This window comes from Streptomyces sp. NPDC060049 (assembly GCF_042736715.1).
Classification (GTDB): Bacteria; Actinomycetota; Actinomycetes; order Streptomycetales; family Streptomycetaceae; genus Streptomyces.
Genome location: NZ_JBHWVV010000006.1, coordinates 423898 through 441447 on the forward strand (window position 1 = coordinate 423898; position 17550 = coordinate 441447).

Annotated in this window: 13 protein-coding genes and 4 pseudogenes; 11 read left to right on the forward strand and 6 right to left on the reverse strand. The window is 71.5% G+C overall.

Going from position 1 to position 17550, the window contains the following annotated elements; genetic code table 11:
• Positions 1-53: 53 nt before the first annotated feature.
• Complete coding sequence (locus tag ACFWBY_RS14440) at positions 54-1028, forward strand: bifunctional riboflavin kinase/FAD synthetase (protein ID WP_385329174.1); 975 nt, start codon at positions 54-56, stop codon at positions 1026-1028.
• 84 nt (positions 1029-1112) lie between these two features.
• Here ACFWBY_RS14440 and ACFWBY_RS14445 read toward each other — a convergent pair whose 3' ends face one another.
• Both ACFWBY_RS14445 and ACFWBY_RS14450 read right to left on the reverse strand, forming a co-directional pair.
• A complete protein-coding gene (locus tag ACFWBY_RS14445) occupies positions 1113-4523 on the reverse strand; it encodes an SCO5717 family growth-regulating ATPase (protein WP_385409660.1) in 3411 nt (1136 codons plus the stop codon).
• Between the two features lie 444 nt (positions 4524-4967).
• A pseudogene (locus tag ACFWBY_RS14450) lies at positions 4968-5358 on the reverse strand (hypothetical protein); the annotation flags it as partial.
• Between ACFWBY_RS14450 and ACFWBY_RS14455 the strand changes: the two are divergent.
• Complete coding sequence (locus tag ACFWBY_RS14455) at positions 5332-5664, forward strand: hypothetical protein (RefSeq protein ID WP_385329738.1); 333 nt, start codon at positions 5332-5334, stop codon at positions 5662-5664. The pseudogene ACFWBY_RS14450 and the gene ACFWBY_RS14455 overlap by 27 nt on opposite strands.
• 177 nt (positions 5665-5841) lie before the next feature.
• Here ACFWBY_RS14455 and ACFWBY_RS14460 read toward each other — a convergent pair whose 3' ends face one another.
• Together ACFWBY_RS14460 and ACFWBY_RS14465 are read right to left on the reverse strand one after the other, a co-directional pair.
• Positions 5842-6087 (reverse strand): DUF397 domain-containing protein, encoded by a 246-nt coding sequence (locus ACFWBY_RS14460; protein ID WP_030161442.1) that lies wholly within the window; start codon positions 6085-6087, stop codon positions 5842-5844.
• Positions 6088-6217: 130 nt separating this feature from the next.
• Positions 6218-6745, reverse strand: a pseudogene (locus ACFWBY_RS14465) (type VII secretion protein EccC); the annotation flags it as partial.
• Between ACFWBY_RS14465 and ACFWBY_RS14470 the strand changes: the two are divergent.
• The 6 genes and pseudogenes from ACFWBY_RS14470 to ACFWBY_RS14495 all read left to right on the forward strand — a co-directional run.
• Positions 6743-7346, forward strand: a pseudogene (locus ACFWBY_RS14470) (type VII secretion integral membrane protein EccD); the annotation flags it as partial. The pseudogenes ACFWBY_RS14465 and ACFWBY_RS14470 sit on opposite strands and share 3 nt — an antisense overlap.
• Positions 7347-7518: 172 nt before the next feature.
• The gene (gene rpsO / locus ACFWBY_RS14475) at positions 7519-7806 is read left to right on the forward strand and encodes a 30S ribosomal protein S15 (RefSeq protein WP_385329166.1); all 288 of its coding nucleotides are present in this window, start codon (positions 7519-7521) and stop codon (positions 7804-7806) included.
• A 285-nt stretch (positions 7807-8091) separates the two neighbouring features.
• A complete protein-coding gene (locus tag ACFWBY_RS14480) occupies positions 8092-10314 on the forward strand; it encodes a polyribonucleotide nucleotidyltransferase (RefSeq protein ID WP_385329702.1) in 2223 nt (740 codons plus the stop codon).
• The gene (locus ACFWBY_RS14485) at positions 10311-11690 is read left to right on the forward strand and encodes a M16 family metallopeptidase (RefSeq protein ID WP_385329163.1); all 1380 of its coding nucleotides are present in this window, start codon (positions 10311-10313) and stop codon (positions 11688-11690) included. Before ACFWBY_RS14480 ends, ACFWBY_RS14485 begins: the two co-directional genes overlap by 4 nt.
• Before the next feature lie 29 nt (positions 11691-11719).
• Positions 11720-12472: a 4-hydroxy-tetrahydrodipicolinate reductase gene (gene dapB, locus ACFWBY_RS14490; protein ID WP_385329161.1), complete on the forward strand. Its 753-nt coding sequence runs from the start codon at positions 11720-11722 to the stop codon at positions 12470-12472.
• 18 nt (positions 12473-12490) lie between these two features.
• Positions 12491-12937, forward strand: a complete 447-nt coding sequence (locus ACFWBY_RS14495) for a hypothetical protein (RefSeq protein ID WP_214947946.1) — start codon at positions 12491-12493, stop codon at positions 12935-12937.
• A gap of 68 nt (positions 12938-13005) precedes the next feature.
• Here the strand turns inward: ACFWBY_RS14495 and ACFWBY_RS14500 are convergent, their stop codons facing one another.
• Positions 13006-13563 (reverse strand): PH domain-containing protein, encoded by a 558-nt coding sequence (locus ACFWBY_RS14500; protein WP_385329158.1) that lies wholly within the window; start codon positions 13561-13563, stop codon positions 13006-13008.
• A gap of 48 nt (positions 13564-13611) precedes the next feature.
• Complete coding sequence (locus ACFWBY_RS14505; RefSeq protein ID WP_385329156.1) at positions 13612-13851, reverse strand: hypothetical protein; 240 nt, start codon at positions 13849-13851, stop codon at positions 13612-13614.
• A 233-nt stretch (positions 13852-14084) separates the two neighbouring features.
• Here ACFWBY_RS14505 and ACFWBY_RS14510 point away from each other — a divergent pair.
• The 3 genes and pseudogenes from ACFWBY_RS14510 to ACFWBY_RS14520 form a co-directional block, all read left to right on the forward strand.
• A pseudogene (locus tag ACFWBY_RS14510) lies at positions 14085-14292 on the forward strand (FAD-dependent thymidylate synthase); the annotation flags it as partial.
• Positions 14293-14421: 129 nt separating this feature from the next.
• Complete coding sequence (gene dapA / locus ACFWBY_RS14515; protein WP_385329153.1) at positions 14422-15321, forward strand: 4-hydroxy-tetrahydrodipicolinate synthase; 900 nt, start codon at positions 14422-14424, stop codon at positions 15319-15321.
• Positions 15322-15435: 114 nt separating this feature from the next.
• Positions 15436-17121, forward strand: coding sequence for a ribonuclease J (locus tag ACFWBY_RS14520; protein ID WP_385329151.1), 1686 nt, complete (start codon positions 15436-15438; stop codon positions 17119-17121).
• Positions 17122-17550: the final 429 nt, after the last annotated feature.

Here is a 17550-nt window from a genome sequence, read left to right on the forward strand (position 1 = left end):
CAATCGGCAATCGGTACAGGGTCTACACGGTTCGGGCGAGGAGAGCGGTCACAGTGCAGCGCTGGCGTGGCTTGGAGGACATCCCCCAGGACTGGGGACGCAGCGTCGTCACCATCGGCTCCTACGACGGCGTCCACCGGGGCCATCAGCTGATCATCGGACGGGCCGTGGCCAAGGCGCGGGAGCTCGGCGTCCCCTCGGTCGTCGTCACCTTCAGCCCGCACCCGAGCGAGGTCGTCCGCCCCGGCAGCCACCCGCCGATCCTGGCCCCGTACGACCGGCGCGCCGAGCTGATGGCGGGGCTGGGCGTCGACGCGCTGCTGATCCTGCCCTTCACGGCGGAGTTCTCGCAGCTGTCACCGGCGGAATTCATCGTGAAGGTGCTCGCCGACAAGCTGCACGCGTGCGCGGTCATCGAGGGTCCGAACTTCCGCTTCGGCCACAAGGCCGCCGGCAACGTCGACTTCCTGCGCGAGCTGGGCGCCACCTACGACTACGAGGTCGAGGTCGTCGACCTCGTGGAGCGCGGCGAGGCGGGCGGCGGAGTGCCGTTCTCCTCGACGCTCGCGCGGGCGCTCGTCGCGCAGGGCGACATGGAGGGCGCGGCCGAGATCCTGGGCCGGCCGCACCGGGTCGAGGGCGTCGTGGTGCGCGGTGCGCAGCGCGGGCGCGAACTCGGCTACCCCACGGCGAACGTCGAGACCCAGCCGCACACCGCGATCCCGGCGGACGGGGTGTACGCGGGCTGGCTGACGGCGGACGGCGAGCGGATGCCGGCGGCGATCTCGGTGGGGACGAACCTGCAGTTCGACGCCACCGAGCGGACCGTGGAGGCGTACGCGATCGACCGGGTCGGGCTGGACCTGTACGGCATGCACGTGACCGTCGACTTCCTCGCCTACGTGCGGGGGATGGCGAAGTTCGAGTCGCTGGACGGGCTGCTGGAGGCGATCGCGGACGACGTGAAGCGGGCGCGGGTGCTGACGGAGTCGTACGACGCGGAGGCGCGCGGGGCGCGCGAGCGCTAGGCCGTCGCGCATGTGAGACGGGCGAGGGCCCGTACCGGTCTGCATGCGGACCGGTACGGGCCCTCGCGCGTTCCGTGGCCGCGGTCAGCCCAGGCGCGGGTCGCGCGGGGGCGGGCCGGGCTGCTGGGGCGGCTGCGGCTGTTGGGGCTGTGGTTGTTGCGGCTGCTGCCAGGGCTGGCCGGGTGTCGGGTAGGGCTGCTGCGGCTGGTTGTACGGCTGGGGCTGCTGGTGGGTCTGCTGCGGCTGGCTGTACGGCTGGCCGGGCTGAGGGTGCTGCTGGGGCTGGGGCTGGGGCTGGGGCTGGGGCTGGGGCTGCTGGCCCCAGTGGTTCTGCGCCGCCTGCTGCTGCGCGCGGACGAAGTCCTCGGCGACGAGGGCGGAGAGGTTGAAGTAGGCCTCGCGCGTCTTCGGCTTCATGAGGTCGAGGTCGACCTCCGCGCCGGCCGCCAGGTGGTCGTCGAACGGCACCACGACGACCCCGCGGCAGCGCGTCTCGAAATGCCGCACGATGTCTTCGACCTTGATCATTTTGGCGGTCTCGCGGACCCCGGAGATCACGGTGAGGGAGCGCGACACGAGATCGGCGTACCCGTGCGCGGAGAGCCAGTCGAGGGTGGTGCTGGCGCTGCTCGCGCCGTCGACGGACGGCGTGGAGATGATGATCAGCTGATCGGCCAGATCCAGGACCCCGCGCATCGCGGAGTAGAGGAGGCCGGTACCCGAGTCGGTGAGGATGATCGGGTACTGGCGGCCGACCGTCTCGATGACGCGGCGGTAGTCCTCGTCGTTGAAGGTCGTCGAAACGGCCGGGTCGACGTCGTTGGCGATGATCTCCAGCCCGGAGGGGGCCTGGGAGGTGAACCGCCGGATGTCCATGTACGAATTCAGGTACGGGATGGCCTGGACCAGGTCCCGGATCGTGGCTCCGGTCTCGCGGCGCACGCGACGGCCGAGGGTGCCGGCGTCGGGGTTCGCGTCGATGGCCAGGATCTTGTCCTGGCGCTCGGTGGCGAGGGTGGCACCCAGGGCGGTCGTGGTCGTGGTCTTGCCGACGCCGCCCTTGAGGCTGATGACGGCGATGCGGTAGCAGGACATGACCGGCGTGCGGATCAGCTCCAGCTTGCGGCGCCGTTCCGCTTCGGCCGCCTTGCCGCCGAAGCGGAAGATCCCGCCGCCGGCGGGGGCGTTGCTGCTGCCGCTCTTCGCCTTCTGCTTGCCGCGCAGCAGGCGATCGGAGGAGAGCTCGACGGCGGCGGTGTAGCCGAGCGGGGCGCCGCCGGCGGGCTGGGGGGCGGGATAGCGGGGGTCGTGCCCCGGCTGCGGACCCTGCGGACCCGGGGAGCCTTGGCCGGGCTGCGGGCTTTGCTGCCACTGGCCGGCGTTGCGGGGGTCGGAGTACGGGGCGTTCGGCGCCGGCTGGGCCTGCTGGGGCAGCTGGGGCTGCGGGTCCTGCTGGGCCTGCGGAGGCTGGGGCTGGGCGTACTGCTGCGCGGGCGGCGGGAACCCGTAGCCGGCGGGCTGCTGCTGCGGAGAGCCCGGGGGGAACCCGTAGCCGGCAGGCGGCTGCTGCTGCGGGGCGGTCGGCGGGAACCCGTAACCGGCAGGCTGCTGCTGCTGCTGTGGTGCGGGCGGGGGGTTCTCGTAACCGGCCTGCGGCGGGGCGGCCGCGGCGGGCGGGAGCTCCCAACCGGCCTGGGACTGAGCGGAGGAAGCGAACTCCGGCGGAAGTGGCGGGAGTTCGGCGGCGGCAGCAGCCTCCTCGGACTCTGCGACCTCACGGGCCGGTGAGGCCTGAAGCGGGTCGGACCCTCCGAGCGGGCGCTCCACGAGGTCTGCCGGAACGGCCGTCCCCTGGGCGGGAGTCGGCGTCCGCGCGGGTACGGGCACGCTCGCCGAGGGCGGCTCCGCGGGTGTGGCACCGGCCTCGGCCTCGGCCTCAGGCGCGTCCCCGTGCTGGGGGGCCGAGGGCGCCGGCACGGCATCAACCGGCTCGGCGGCGGGTGCCGGGGCCTTGTAGGGGGAGTACGCGGAGTAGGCGGAGCCTTCGCTAGGCACGCTCCCCGGCTGCGCACTCGCGTAGGGCGCTGTTGGTGTCACGGGGCTCGGAGAGTCGGAGGGCGTGGCGTCGGCCGGGGCCGGGGCGAGGTCCGCGTCGGGGGTGGCCGTGCTCGGCGGGGGCGTCGGGTTGGCGGGAGCCGGCGGTGTGGCCGGGGCCGTGTCCGTGGCGGGTGCCGGGGCCTTGTAGGGGGAGTACGCGGAGTAGGCGGACCTTTCGGGGGATCCGGTCTCCGGCTGCGCACTCGCGTAGGGCGCTGTTGGTGTCACGGGGCTCGGGGAGTCGGAGGGCGTGGCGTCGGCCGGGGCCGGGGCGAGGTCCGCGTCGGGGGTGGCCGTGCTCGGCGGGGGCGTCGGGTTGGCGGGAGCCGGCGGCGTGGCCGGGACCGAGAACGCCGAGGGGCTGGCCGGGGCCGTGTAAGGGGCGGCCGGCGGCGTGGCCGGGGACGCGGCGGTGTCGGTCGGGGTCGACGGTGTGGCCGGGATCGAGAAGCCCGAGGGGTCCGCGCTGGCCCGAGCCGTGTAGGGGGCGGCCGGCGGCGTGGCGGTGTCGGTCGGAGCCGGCGGCGTGGCAGGGATCGAGAACGCCGAGGGGCTGGCCGGGGCCGTGTAAGGGGTGGTCGGCGGCGTGGCCGGGGATGCCGGGGGCGTCGGGTTGGCGGGAGCCGGCGGTGTGGCAGGGATGGAGAACGCCGACGGGTTCGCGCCGGCCGGGGCCGTGTAAGGGGCGGCCGGCGGCGTGGCCGGCGATGCCGGGGGCGTCGGGTTGGCGGGAGCCGGCGGCGTGGCCGGGATCGAGAACGCCGAGGGGTCCGCGCTGGCCCGAGCCGTGTAGGGGGCGGTCGGCGGCGTGGCCGGGGACGCGGCGGTGTCGGTCGGAGCCGGCGGTGCGGCAGGGGTCGAGAACGCCGAGGGGGACGCGGCGGCCGGGCCCGCCGCCGGGGTCGGTGCCGCCTGGCCCGTGGCCGTGTGCGCCGCCGGAGCTGCGTCGGCCGGGGCCGGCCGTGCGGCCGGGATCGAGAACGCTGCGGGGTCCGCGCCGGCCGAACCCGCGTACGCGGTCAGGCGCGGGATGGACGACGGCGCTTCCGGGGCCGCGGCCGGGGCCGGAGCGGGGGTCGCGTACGGGTCCGGTGCGGACCGGTACGCCGACGGGGCGGAGTCCTGTGCGCCGGTCGGTGCCGACGCGTACGACGCGTCCGTCCCGGTGCGCGGTGCCGGCGGGTTGGCCGGCGCGGGCGCCGCCGCCCGGTGGGGCTCGAAGCCGCTGCCCTCGGGCAGGTCCGGGACCGGGGCGGCCGGGGCCGCGCCCTGCGTGTACCAGGCCGGCGCGGTGTAGTCGATGGTGAACTCGCCCGTCGTCTCGGGCTCCGCGTCGGACTGATCGTCCGTCGGGACGTCCCACGTCCCGCCGCGCCTCTCGTTCCGATCGCCGCTCACTGATCCTCCTGGTCTGTCGAACACTGGTCCGGCGTCCGGCACCACGCCACGCCGACGTTCAGCCTAATCGCGCCCAGCAGCCAGTATCCGCCCCCTTCGGCCCGTGCCGTAGGCCACCCGACGCCGGCCCACCGGACGGGGAGCGTCCGCACCCTGACCCCGAGGCTCCGTCACCCGGCCCGGGGAGCAGCCGCGACGCGTCCACGTCGGCTGCCCGCCCGCGCCCCGGCTGCCCCGTGGGGCTGAACTTCCCTCTCCTCCGGGCTCGGTTGACCCGCCGCCGCGCGGGGCCGGGCAGACCCGTCTCCCGTGCCCGTAGCCTCCGTCACCCGGCCGGGGAGCGTCCGCGCCGCGTCCACTTCGGCTGCCCGCCCGCGCCCGCGTCCCCCGCGAGGCTGAGCTTTCCCGCTCCGAGCTCAGCCGATCCGCCGCGCGGAACGCCGGCAGGCCCGTCTCCGTGTCCGTCGGCTCCGTCATCACGAACTGCCGGTCCGGCTCCGTGCACCACAGCGTCACCCCGTCGCCCAGCGTCGGCAGCGACTCCACCCCCCGGGGGCAGCCGCATCGGTCGGCCGATCTGCTCCGCCTCGTCCGGGGAGACCCGCTGGACGCCCGCCGGCGGCGTTGCGCAGCAGTTGGGGTGCCGTCGGCTCAGGCGCGGGAGCAGGGTCAGCACCGACTGCCAGGGGCCGCCGCGCCGCGACCGCGCTGCGGGCGCATCCCGCAGTCGCGGATCACCAGGACCGGACCGCCCGTCGACGCGCCCGGCGGTCGGCACCCGGCCCACCTCGCACAGGGTCACGCATGCATGGGCGGCGTCGCCGCCACCCGCAGCGAGGCCATCGGCCACACGGTCGCCAAGGGTGCGCGGGTCATCGACATCCCGCAGGACGCCGACACACCCATCACCCCGGATTCCCGGCTCGGTCGGGCGGTCGGGCGGGCCGTCGGGGCTGACGTCGTCGTCATCGCCTCCGCGGGCAACGACGGATTGACCGGCCGCAAGTGCCCTACCTACCCGGCGGCCTTTCCCGGCTCCAGCGCAAGTACAAGGGCGGGGCCGACCACGTGCGCGCCCAGCTGCGCCTGGTCGCCGACCTCATCGAGCGCGGCAGGAACGACCACCGCGCCACCGACGTGAAGGCCTCTCGCGCCTGCTCACCGAGGCCTACTGGGCGCGGCGGACGACTCCGGGGTACGGGGAAGGGGTGTGCCCACCGCGCACGCCCCTTCCCCGTACGCGAACCGCGCTGCCCGCGAAAGCCGCGAACCGCGCGAGCCGCGCGCTACGCGCACCGCGCGAAGGCCCGTACGGGCCTCAGCGCGGGCCCCGGTCGAGGTCGAACTCCCCGTCCCTGGCGCCGAGTACGAACGCCTCCCACTCGGCCGCGGTGTAGCGCAGCACGGTGTCCCGGTCCAGGGAGGACCGCATCGCCACCGCGCCCTCGGGCAGCCGCGCGATCTCGACGCGCTCCTCGTCCGGGCTGCTCCCGGGCGGGCCCTCCCACTCGACGCCGCTGATGTCGAGCGCGTACAGCTCGTCCTTCTCCTGCTGAGTGCCCATGTGCGGCCTCTCCTTCGGTGGTGCGGTCGCTGCCGATTATCGGTGCCGGGCGGCCGCGTGCGGGAGGCTTTGCGGAACCTTCCCGCACCTCCCCTGCATCCTCGCGCCCGCGGCCGGCCGACCACCGGCGCTACCTCTCCGGCATCCGGCCGGTCCGCACGAGCGAGGTCCCGCGCCTGCGCGAGACGAAGGACGCCCGGCCCGGCGGCATCGGACGGGGCCGGACACTGCCGACCAGGTCGCCCTCGGACGGACCGCCCGCGAGCACCAGGCCCTGCGCGCCCAGCTCCTCGAGTCGCTGCAGGAACGGCTCGTACAGCGCGCGCGAGGCACCCGCCGAGCTGCGCGCGGTGACGAAGCGGACGCCCGTGTCCCGCGCGAACGGCAGGAACTCCACGAGCTGCGCCGGCGGATTGCCCTGACTCGTGGCCACCAGGTCGAAGTCGTCGATGACGACGAACACGTCCGGGCGCGTCCACCGGCTGCGGTCGCGCAACTGTCGCGCGGTGACGTCCGGCGGAGGCCGCCGCGCGAACACCACGCCCAGCGCCTCCCCGTTCATCTGCGGGGAGCTCGCCATCGGCGCGTACTCCAGCAGGTGCTCCTCCGGCAGCGCCCCGAGCAGGCCCCGCCGGTAGTGCCCGACGACGAGCCGCGCCCCTTCGCCGAGTCCCTGCCGCCCGCCGTCTTCGACGACGTCTCCGACGCCATCGCCTCCGCCGTCGCGCAGCGCCGCCACCGCTGGAACGACGACATGCTGCGCGGCGCGGGCCTGGCCGGCGCATCCGTCCTCTTCGTCCTCCTCGGATCCGTCCTCTGGTACGCCGACCCCGCCCGGCACGACGTGCACGGACTGCCGGGGCCGTCGCAGCGTCCGCCGGCCTGCTCCTCACCGCCGCCGCGCGCGTCCGCGCCCGCGTCTACGGCGACCGCGGCTCCGCCGTCGCCCTCGGCCTCGCCGCGCTCCCGCACCTGCTGCTCGCCGGCCTCGCCGCGGACCCCCCGGCCGCCCTGCTCCGCGCGCTCGCCGAGCCTAGCGACCGCACCGGCCTGGACATCCGTACGATCTGGCTGTCGGCCGCCGTCGCCGCCGGCGGCGCCCTCCTCGTCGTTATTTCGCTGTCATTCACCGCAGGGGTCTGTCACCCTTCTGGGGGCGGCTGCTCGACCTCACCGAGGCGGCGGTCCTGCTCAGCCTGGTCCCCCTGACCCTGGCCGTGCTCGGCGTGTACGCCCGGGCCCGGGCTCTCACCAGCTGAGAGGGGGCGGAGCGGCAGCCTGGTACGCTGTGTGACGGCCGTTTGTGTACGCGCCCTCGGATTCCTCTGGGGGCTGCGCTCAGCGGACCCCGCCTCCCGAGTTACGGAAGATCCCCAGAGAATTCGACCTGGGGCACTCGGTGGCTTACGAAGACCTAAACGAGGAGTACGCGTGCCGCTCGACGCCGCTACGAAGAAGCAGATCATCAGCGAGTTCGGTGCCAAGGAGGGCGACACCGGCTCTCCCGAGGTCCAGGTCGCGATGCTGTCCCGCCGCATCTCGGACCTGACCGAGCACCTGAAGTCCCACAAGCACGACCACCACTCCCGTCGTGGTCTGCTGATCCTGGTCGGCCAGCGCCGCCGCCTTCTGCAGTACCTGGCCAAGAAGGACATCCAGCGCTTCCGTACGCTGGTCGAGCGCCTCGGCATCCGCCGCGGTGCGGCCGGCGCCAAGTAAAGACGCTGTGAAGGGAGCGGTTCCCACACTGAGGGGGCCGCTCCCTTTGCTGTACGTGCGCGACGTACCGGACGCTTTGTAGTCTGGAACCACGTGCACAACTGAAGAGGAGGAGCGCCCTCCCTACGCCGCCGGTCCTCGGTAGTGGCACCCGGAACGCCCGCCACGGGCTCGAACCCCGGATGCTTCGATCGAAGACCGGCCCGCACGCAAGGAGCGCTTCTCCGCAACCGTCCACCACCACACGGGTGGCGGACGGAGACGACGAAAATGGAGAAAACGCTAGTGGAGAACGAGACCCACTACGCCGAGGCCGTCATTGACAACGGTTCCTTCGGCACCCGCACCATCCGCTTCGAGACGGGCCGTCTGGCCCGCCAGGCCGCCGGCTCCGCCGTTGCCTACCTGGACGACGACACGATGGTGCTTTCCGCCACCACCGCGTCGAAGAAGCCCAAGGACCAGCTCGACTTCTTCCCCCTGACGGTCGACGTCGAGGAGCGGATGTACGCGGCCGGCAAGATCCCCGGCTCCTTCTTCCGCCGTGAGGGCCGTCCCTCCGAGGACGCGATCCTCACCTGCCGCCTGATCGACCGCCCGCTGCGCCCCTCCTTCAAGAAGGGCCTGCGCAACGAGATCCAGGTCGTCGCCACGATCATGGCGCTCAACCCCGACCACCTGTACGACGTCATCGCGATCAACGCCGCGTCCGCGTCCACCCAGCTGGCCGGCCTGCCCTTCTCCGGCCCGATCGGCGGCGTCCGCGTCGCGCTGATCCGCGGCCAGTGGGTCGCCTTCCCGACGCACACCGAGCTCGAGGACGCCGTCTTCGACATGGTCGTCGCGGGCCGCGCGCTCGAGGACGGCGACGTCGCGATCATGATGGTCGAGGCCGAGGCCACCGAGAAGACCATCGCGCTGGTCAAGGGCGGCGCCGAGGCGCCGACCGAGGAGATCGTCGCCGCGGGCCTCGAGGCCGCGAAGCCGTTCATCAAGGCCCTGTGCAAGGCGCAGGCCGACCTCGCCGCCAAGGCCGCCAAGCCCGAGGGCGAGTTCCCGGTCTTCCTGGACTACCAGGACGACGTGTACGAGGCCCTCTCGGCCGCCGTCAAGGGCGACCTCTCCCAGGCGCTGACCATCGCGGGCAAGCAGGACCGCGAGGCCGAGCTGGACCGCGTCAAGGAGATCGCCGCCGAGAAGCTCCTCCCGGCCTTCGAAGGCCGCGAGAAGGAGATCTCCGCCGCGTACCGCAGCCTGACCAAGGCCCTGGTCCGCGAGCGCGTCATCAAGGACAAGGTCCGCATCGACGGCCGCGGGATCACGGACATCCGTACCCTCGCCGCCGAGGTCGAGGCCATCCCGCGCGTGCACGGCTCGGCGCTGTTCGAGCGTGGCGAGACCCAGATCCTGGGCGTCACCACCCTGAACATGCTCCGTATGGAGCAGCAGCTGGACACCCTTTCCCCGGTGACCCGCAAGCGCTACATGCACAACTACAACTTCCCGCCGTACTCGGTCGGCGAGACCGGCCGCGTCGGTTCGCCGAAGCGCCGCGAGATCGGCCACGGCGCGCTCGCCGAGCGCGCGATCGTGCCGGTCCTCCCGACGCGCGAGGAGTTCCCCTACGCGATCCGCCAGGTGTCCGAGGCTCTCGGCTCCAACGGCTCGACGTCCATGGGCTCGGTCTGCGCCTCCACCATGTCGCTGCTGAACGCCGGTGTGCCCCTCAAGGCCCCCGTCGCCGGTATCGCCATGGGCCTGATCTCCCAGGAGATCGACGGCAAGACCCACTACGTCGCCCTCACCGACATCCTCGGTGCGGAGGACGCCTTCGGCGACATGGACTTCAAGGTCGCCGGCACCAAGGAGTTCGTCACCGCGCTCCAGCTGGACACCAAGCTCGACGGCATCCCGGCCTCGGTTCTGGCCGCCGCCCTCAAGCAGGCCCGCGACGCCCGCCTCCACATCCTCGACGTGATGATGGAAGCGATCGACACGCCGGACGCCATGTCCCCGTTCGCCCCGCGGATCATCACCGTCAAGATCCCGGTGGACAAGATCGGTGAGGTCATCGGCCCCAAGGGCAAGATGATCAACCAGATCCAGGAGGACACCGGCGCCGAGATCACGATCGAGGACGACGGCACCATCTACATCGGTGCCTCCGACGGCCCGGCCGCCGAGGCCGCCCGCGCCACGATCAACCAGATCGCCAACCCGACCATGCCGGAGGTCGGCGAGCGGTACCTGGGTACGGTCGTCAAGACCACCACCTTCGGTGCCTTCGTCTCCCTCATGCCCGGCAAGGACGGCCTCCTGCACATCTCGCAGATCCGCAAGCTCGCCGGTGGCAAGCGCGTGGAGAACGTCGAGGACGTGCTCGCGGTCGGCACCAAGGTCCAGGTCGAGATCGCCGAGATCGACTCGCGCGGCAAGCTCTCCCTGGTCCCCGTGATCGACGGCGAGGCCGCCGGCGACGACGCTGACAAGGACGACTCCGACAAGTGATGTCGCGTAGTTCCCGTGTGACGGCCCGCCCCTCTTCGGAGGGGCGGGCCGTCGCCCGTACCCAAACAGTGCTCAAGGGCACGAACGGCATCGGCACCGTTCGGCACACGGTCCTCCCCGGCGGACTGCGCGTCGTCACCGAGACCCTGCCGTCCGTCCGCTCCGCCACCTTCGGCATCTGGGCCCACGTCGGCTCCCGGGACGAGACGCCTTCGCTGAACGGCGCCACGCACTACCTGGAGCACCTCCTCTTCAAGGGCACCGAGAAGCGCAGTGCCCTGGACATCTCCTCCGCGATCGACGCGGTCGGCGGCGAGATGAACGCCTTCACGGCGAAGGAGTACACCTGCTATTACGCGCGGGTGCTCGACACCGACCTGCCGCTGGCCATCGACGTCGTGTGCGACATGCTCACCGGCTCGCTGATCCTCGAATCCGATGTCGACGCCGAGCGCGGCGTCATCCTCGAAGAGATCGCGATGACCGAGGACGACCCGGGCGACATGGTCCACGACCTGTTCGCCCAGACCATGTACGGGGACACCCCGCTCGGGCGCCCCGTCCTCGGCACCGTCGACACGATCAACGCGCTCACCGCCGACCGGATCCGCCGCTTCTACAAGAAGCACTACGACCCGACGCACCTGGTCGTGGCCGCCGCGGGCAACGTCGACCACAACAAGGTCGTACGCCAGGTCCGCGCTGCCTTCGAGAAGGCCGGCGCCCTGACCCGCACCGACGCCGAGCCGATCGGCCCGCGCACCGGCACCAAGCGGATCCGTACCTCCGGCCGCGTCGAGCTGGTCAACCGCAAGACCGAGCAGGCCCACGTGGTCCTCGGCATGCCGGGCCTGGCCCGCACCGACGAGCGCCGCTGGGCGCTGGGCGTGCTGAACACCGCGCTCGGCGGAGGAATGTCCTCCCGCCTCTTCCAGGAGGTCCGCGAGAAGCGCGGCCTGGCCTACAGCGTGTACTCGTACACCTCGGGCTTCGCCGACACCGGCCTCTTCGGCGTCTACGCCGGGTGCCGCCCCAGCCAGGTCCACGACGTGCTGCGGATCTGCCGGGAAGAACTCGACAAGGTCGCCTCCGACGGGCTCACCGACGAGGAGATCCGGCGGGCCGTCGGCCAGCTGTCGGGCTCCACGGTCCTCGGCCTGGAGGACACCGGCGCGATCATGAACCGCATCGGCAAGAGCGAGCTGTGCTGGGGCGAGCAGATGTCGGTGGACGACATGCTGGCCCGGATCGCCGCCGTCACCCCGGACGACGTGCGTTCGGTCGCCCAGGACGTGCTGGCCCAGCGGCCGTCGCTCGCGGTGATCGGACCGCTCAAGGAGAAGCAGGCCGCCCGCCTCGACGAAGCGGTCGCCTAGTCCCGTACGCACGTAAGGAAGCAAGCAAAATGAGCAAGCTGCGCGTGGCAGTCCTCGGCGCCCAGGGCCGCATCGGCTCCGAGGCGGTCAAGGCCGTCGAGGCCGCCGAAGACATGGAGCTGGTGGCCGCCCTCGGCCGCGGCGACAAGTTGGAGACGCTGGCCGAGGCCGGCGCCCAGGTCGCCGTCGAGCTGACCACTCCCGCCTCGGTGATGGAGAACCTGGACTTCCTCATCCGCCACGGCATCCACGGAGTGGTCGGCACCACCGGCTGGACCGAGGACCGCCTCGCCCGGCTCGACACCTGGCTCGCCGCTTCTCCGGCGACCGGTGTGCTCATCGCACCGAACTTCTCCATCGGCGCCGTCCTCACGATGAAGTTCGCCGCCCAGGCCGCCCGGTACTTCGAGTCCGTCGAGGTCGTCGAACTGCACCACCCCCACAAGGCAGACGCCCCCTCCGGCACGGCGACCCGTACGGCCCAGCTCATCGCGGCCGCCCGAGCGGAGGCGGGCCTCGGCGCACAGCCCGACGCCACCACCACCGCCCTCGACGGCGCGCGCGGCGCGAACGTCGACGGCGTCCCGGTGCACGCGATCCGCCTGCGCGGCCTGCTGGCCCACCAGGAGGTCCTCCTCGGAGGCGAGGGCGAAACCCTGACGATCCGTCACGACTCCCTGCACCACAGCAGCTTCATGCCGGGCATCCTGCTCGGCGCGCGCCGCGTGACGCAGACCCCGGGCCTCACGTTCGGCCTGGAAAACTTCCTCGAACTCGGCTGACGAGCAGGCAGCGGAACCATGCGCGCGAAGATCACTTACTTCATCACGGCCGCCGTCCTGGCCGTCTACTTCGTCCTGGCCGGCGGCCGGGGCCTGATGCTCATCCGGCTCGGGACCCCGATCACCGTCCCCTTCGGGCTGGCCGTGCTGATCCTGCCGGTCATCGGCGTCTGGTTCCTCTGGCAGAACACCCGGTTCGTCACCAAGGCAAACCAGCTCGCGACCGAGCTGGAGGCCGAGGGGGGTCTGCCCGTGGACGAGCTCGAGCGGGACAAGTACGGCCGGATCCTGCGGGACTCCGCTGACGAGGTCTTCGCGCGCCGCAAGGCGGAGACCGAGGACGCGCCCGGGGACTGGCGCAGCTGGTTCCGCCTCGCGGTCGCCTACCGCGACGCCCGCGACACCCCGCGGGCCCGCAAGGCCATGCAGCGGGCGATCTCCCTGCACGACGTCCCCGCCCCATGAAGAAGAGCCCGTACAGGACCGGTTCCCGTACGGGCTCCTCGTACGGGCCCTGCGTGCCCGCGCGGCAGTCAGGCGGGCGCGCCCCGGTACTCGGCGGCCCACGCCTCGACCGAGTCGGCGGCCCGGTCGAAGGCCTCGGTCCGCGACAGGAAGTCCGCGTTGTGGTCGGTCAGCAGGACCGGGAGCCCGGAGCCGCCGCGCGCCGCCACGGTCAGCGCCTGCCCCTGTACGGTCCTCGGCAGTCCGAGCCAGCGCACGGGCTGCTGCACGGTGCGCACCTCGGCGACCTGGCTCCACGGGATCGAGCGGGTCCCGAGGAACCCCACCCGGCGCAGCCCCTTGCGGCTGACCCAGACGCCCGTGCGCAGCAGGCGCAGGGCGCTTCCCACGACGGCGAGCGAGGCGGCGAGACCGCCCAGGGCGCCGGTCCAGGTGCCCGCGGCGGTGATGATCACCGTGGCGAACAGCATGAAGGAGCCGACCAGGAGCATCACCGCGGCGATGGCGACCCGCCAGGGCCCCGGGCGGTAGGGGCGACGCCACCGGTCCGGGTCCTCGAAGGGGAGGGTGTCCCCGGTGTCGTGCGCGTCGAATGCGCCGTCGGCCGTCAGGAAGGGCAGGGGCACGGCAGGACCTCACTCACATGCACGTTCGGTTGGGCTGTGCCCGTGAGGCTACCGCCCCTCGGAAGCCTCCGGCTGCTGCGACTTCGCCGGTGCCTGGCTCGGCTGCAGTGCGGGCATCCCGAAGAGCAGCGAGCCGACGAGCCCCGCCACGACGGTCAGTCCGACCAGACTACGGGCGGCGATCTGTGTCTTGCTCAGGCTCTCGGGCGGCGGCGGAGTGACGTTGCTGCGAAAACGGTCGGCCTCGGCGACGAAGGCGAACGGGACGGGTTCGCGCCGGCGGAACATGGGAGTGACTCTCCTGACGGTCGGGCCCTGGGGCCGTGGTGACAAGGTGGACTGACGTTCTACTAGGTAGGACGCGCGAACGCCCCGATCGGTGCCGGATTTCGGGACATTAACCAAATTTTGTGGCGATGCGTCAGGTGAACCGGCCGCGGCGCCGCCGATCCGCCCGGAACCCAGCTTCCGCAGTCATGTGCCGGTGGAGCTGGTGAAGCACTCCGCCGCCGAAGACGCGGGCGGCGGGCGTGGGCCGCGAGGTTGCCCGTTCGGTCCTGCCGGTCGGCCTTTTCTCCTCGATGTACGCGACCTGCGACGCCCGCTCGCTCGCGCACTTCGCCGGCCCCGCGCACCCAGCACGAGCCGCCAGCGGTCCCGTCCGTCCCGCCGAACCCCGCACACATGTACGGACCAAGTCCAAAGTGTCCGTATTGCGGCGTTTCGTAAAGTTCATCTAGGCTGATCAGACGGACCCGGCACTGCTTGAACCCCCGAGCAGGCAGTGCCGGGCTCCAACACACTCATCACGTCCCCCGAGGGGACACCGCGAGCATGGCAGCGAGTAGCGTGTTACCCATGGCTCCGATCTCGACTCCGCAGACCCCCTTCGGGCGGGTCCTCACCGCCATGATCACGCCGTTTACGGCGGATGGCGCACTCGACCTCGACGGCGCGCAGCAGCTCGCCGTCCACCTGGTGGACGCAGGCAACGACGGCCTGATCGTCAACGGCACCACCGGTGAGTCGCCGACCACCACCGACGCGGAGAAAAACGACCTCGTACGAGCCGTACTCGAAGCAGTCGGAGACCGGGCCCACGTGGTCGCCGGCATCGGCACCAACGACACCCGCCACACCCTCGAGCTCGCCCGCCAGGCCGAGCTCACCGGTGCCCACGGCCTGCTCGCGGTCACCCCGTACTACAGCAAGCCGCCGCAAGAGGGCCTCTTCCGGCACTTCACGGCGATCGCGGACGCCACCGGGCTGCCGGTCATGCTCTACGACATCCCCGGCCGCAGCGGTGTCCCGATCAACACGGAAACCCTCGTCCGGCTGGCCGAGCACCCCCGTATCGTTGCCAACAAGGACGCCAAGGGTGACCTCGGCCGTGCCAGCTGGGCCATCGCCCAGAGCGGCCTGGCCTGGTACTCGGGCGACGACATGCTGAACCTGCCGCTCCTGTCGGTCGGCGCGGTCGGCTTCGTCTCCGTGGTCGGCCACGTGGTCACCCCCGAGCTCCGCGAGATGCTCGAGGCCCACCTGGGCGGCGACGTCCAGAAGGCCACCGAGATCCACCAGAAGCTGCTCCCCGTCTTCACCGGTATGTTCCGCACCCAGGGTGTGATCACCACCAAGGGCGCGCTGAACCTGCAGGGCCTGCCCGCGGGCCCGCTGCGGCTCCCGCTGGTCGAGCTGACCACCGAAGAGGCGGCACAGCTCAAGATCGATCTTGCTGCCGGCGGGGTACAGCTCTGACACCAGACTTCACAACTGAACAAGCGGAACCACACAAGACAAAGCAAGTGCACGAATGACACGCGCGCCACGTGCCTCGAAGGCTGCGTGGCGCGTGTGGTGAAGGAGAACCTTTTGAGCCATCCGCATCCTGAACTCGGTCCGCCGCCGAAGCTCCCCAAGGGCGGCCTTCGGGTCACCCCTCTGGGCGGTCTCGGTGAGATCGGCCGCAACATGACCGTCTTCGAGTTCGACGGCCGCCTGCTGATCGTCGACTGCGGCGTCCTCTTCCCCGAAGAGGAGCAGCCGGGCATCGACCTGATCCTGCCGGACTTCTCGTCCATCCGGGATCGCCTGGACGACATCGAGGGCATCGTCCTCACGCACGGCCACGAAGACCACATCGGCGCCGTCCCCTACCTCCTCCGGGAGAAGCCGGACATCCCGCTGATCGGCTCCAAGCTGACGCTGGCCCTCATCGAGGCGAAGCTCCAGGAGCACCGCATCCGCCCCTACACCCTCGAGGTGAAGGAAGGCGAGCGCGAGAACCTCGGCCCCTTCGACTGCGAGTTCATCGCGGTCAACCACTCCATCCCGGACGCCCTGGCCGTGGCCATCCGCACCGGCGCCGGCATGGTCGTGTGCACCGGCGACTTCAAGATGGACCAGCTGCCGCTGGACAAGCGCCTCACCGACCTGCACGCCTTCGCGCGTCTGAGCGAAGAGGGCATCGACCTCCTCCTCTCGGACTCCACGAACGCCGAGGTCCCGGGCTTCGTCCCGCCCGAGCGCGAGATCTCCAACGTCCTGCGCACGGTTTTCGCGAACGCCAACAACCGGATCATCGTGGCCAGCTTCGCCAGCCACGTGCACCGCATCCAGCAGATCCTCGACGCCGCCCACGAGTACGGCCGCAGGGTCGCCTTCGTCGGCCGCTCGATGGTCCGCAACATGGGCATCGCGCGCGACCTCGGCTACCTGAAGGTCCCGGCCGGTCTCGTCGTGGACGTCAAGACCCTCGATGACCTGCCGGCCCACGAGGTCGTCCTGGTCTGCACGGGTTCCCAGGGCGAGCCGATGGCGGCCCTGTCCCGCATGGCCAACCGCGACCACCAGATCAGGATCGTCCCCGGCGACACCGTGATCCTGGCGTCGTCCCTGATCCCGGGCAACGAGAACGCGGTCTACCGCGTGATCAACGGCCTGACCCGCTGGGGCGCCAACGTCGTGCACAAGGGCAATGCCAAGGTGCACGTCTCGGGCCACGCCTCCGCCGGCGAGCTGCTGTACTTCTACAACATCTGCAAGCCGCGGAACCTGATGCCGGTCCACGGCGAATGGCGCCACCTGCGCGCCAACGCGGAGCTCGGCGCCCTGACGGGCGTCCCGAAGGACCGCATCGTCATCGCGGAGGACGGCGTGGTCGTCGACCTCATCGACGGCAAGGCGCGGATCTCCGGCAAGGTCCAGGCCGGCTACGTGTACGTGGACGGCCTCTCGGTCGGCGATGTCACCGAAGCACACCTCAAGGACCGCAAGATCCTCGGCGACGAGGGCATCATCTCGGTCTACGTCGTGGTGGACAGCACCACGGGCAAGGTCGTCAGCGGCCCGAACATCCAGGCCCGCGGTTCCGGCATCGAGGACTCGGCGTTCGCCTCCGTCATGCCGAAGATCGAGGAAGCCATCGCCCGCGCCGCGGCCGACGGCGTGGCCGAGCCGCACCAGATCCAGCAGCTCATCCGCCGCACGATGGGCAAGTGGGTCTCGGACGGCTACCGCCGCCGCCCGATGATCCTCCCGGTCGTCGTCGAGGTCTGACCCTCGCCGTAGCGACCTCACTGGAGCGGGGCAACCGGATTTGCATCCGGGGGCCCCGCTCCAGTACGTTTACGTCTCCACCTCGCGCGACGCCCGGGCACACACGTGTGCCCGAACAGGTCGATGCGGGAGGGTGGAATCCAGACCGGGGAAACCTGATAAAGTCTGGCTCGCCCGAAAGGGAATGGCTCTCCAATGGCCATCCAATTCAAATCCAAGCCACTGTGACTTTCGAGAAACAGGCGCGGAAGTGATCTGGTAGAGTTGGAATCGCCGGAAAGGGAAACGCGAAAGCGAAGAACTGGAAAGCGAAACCCGCTTCGACCGGGAATCAGACACGAAAGAGTCTGATAGAGTCGGAAACACAAGAACGAAGGAAGCGCCCGGAGGAAAACCCGCGAGGGTGAGTACAAAGGAAGCGTCCGTTCC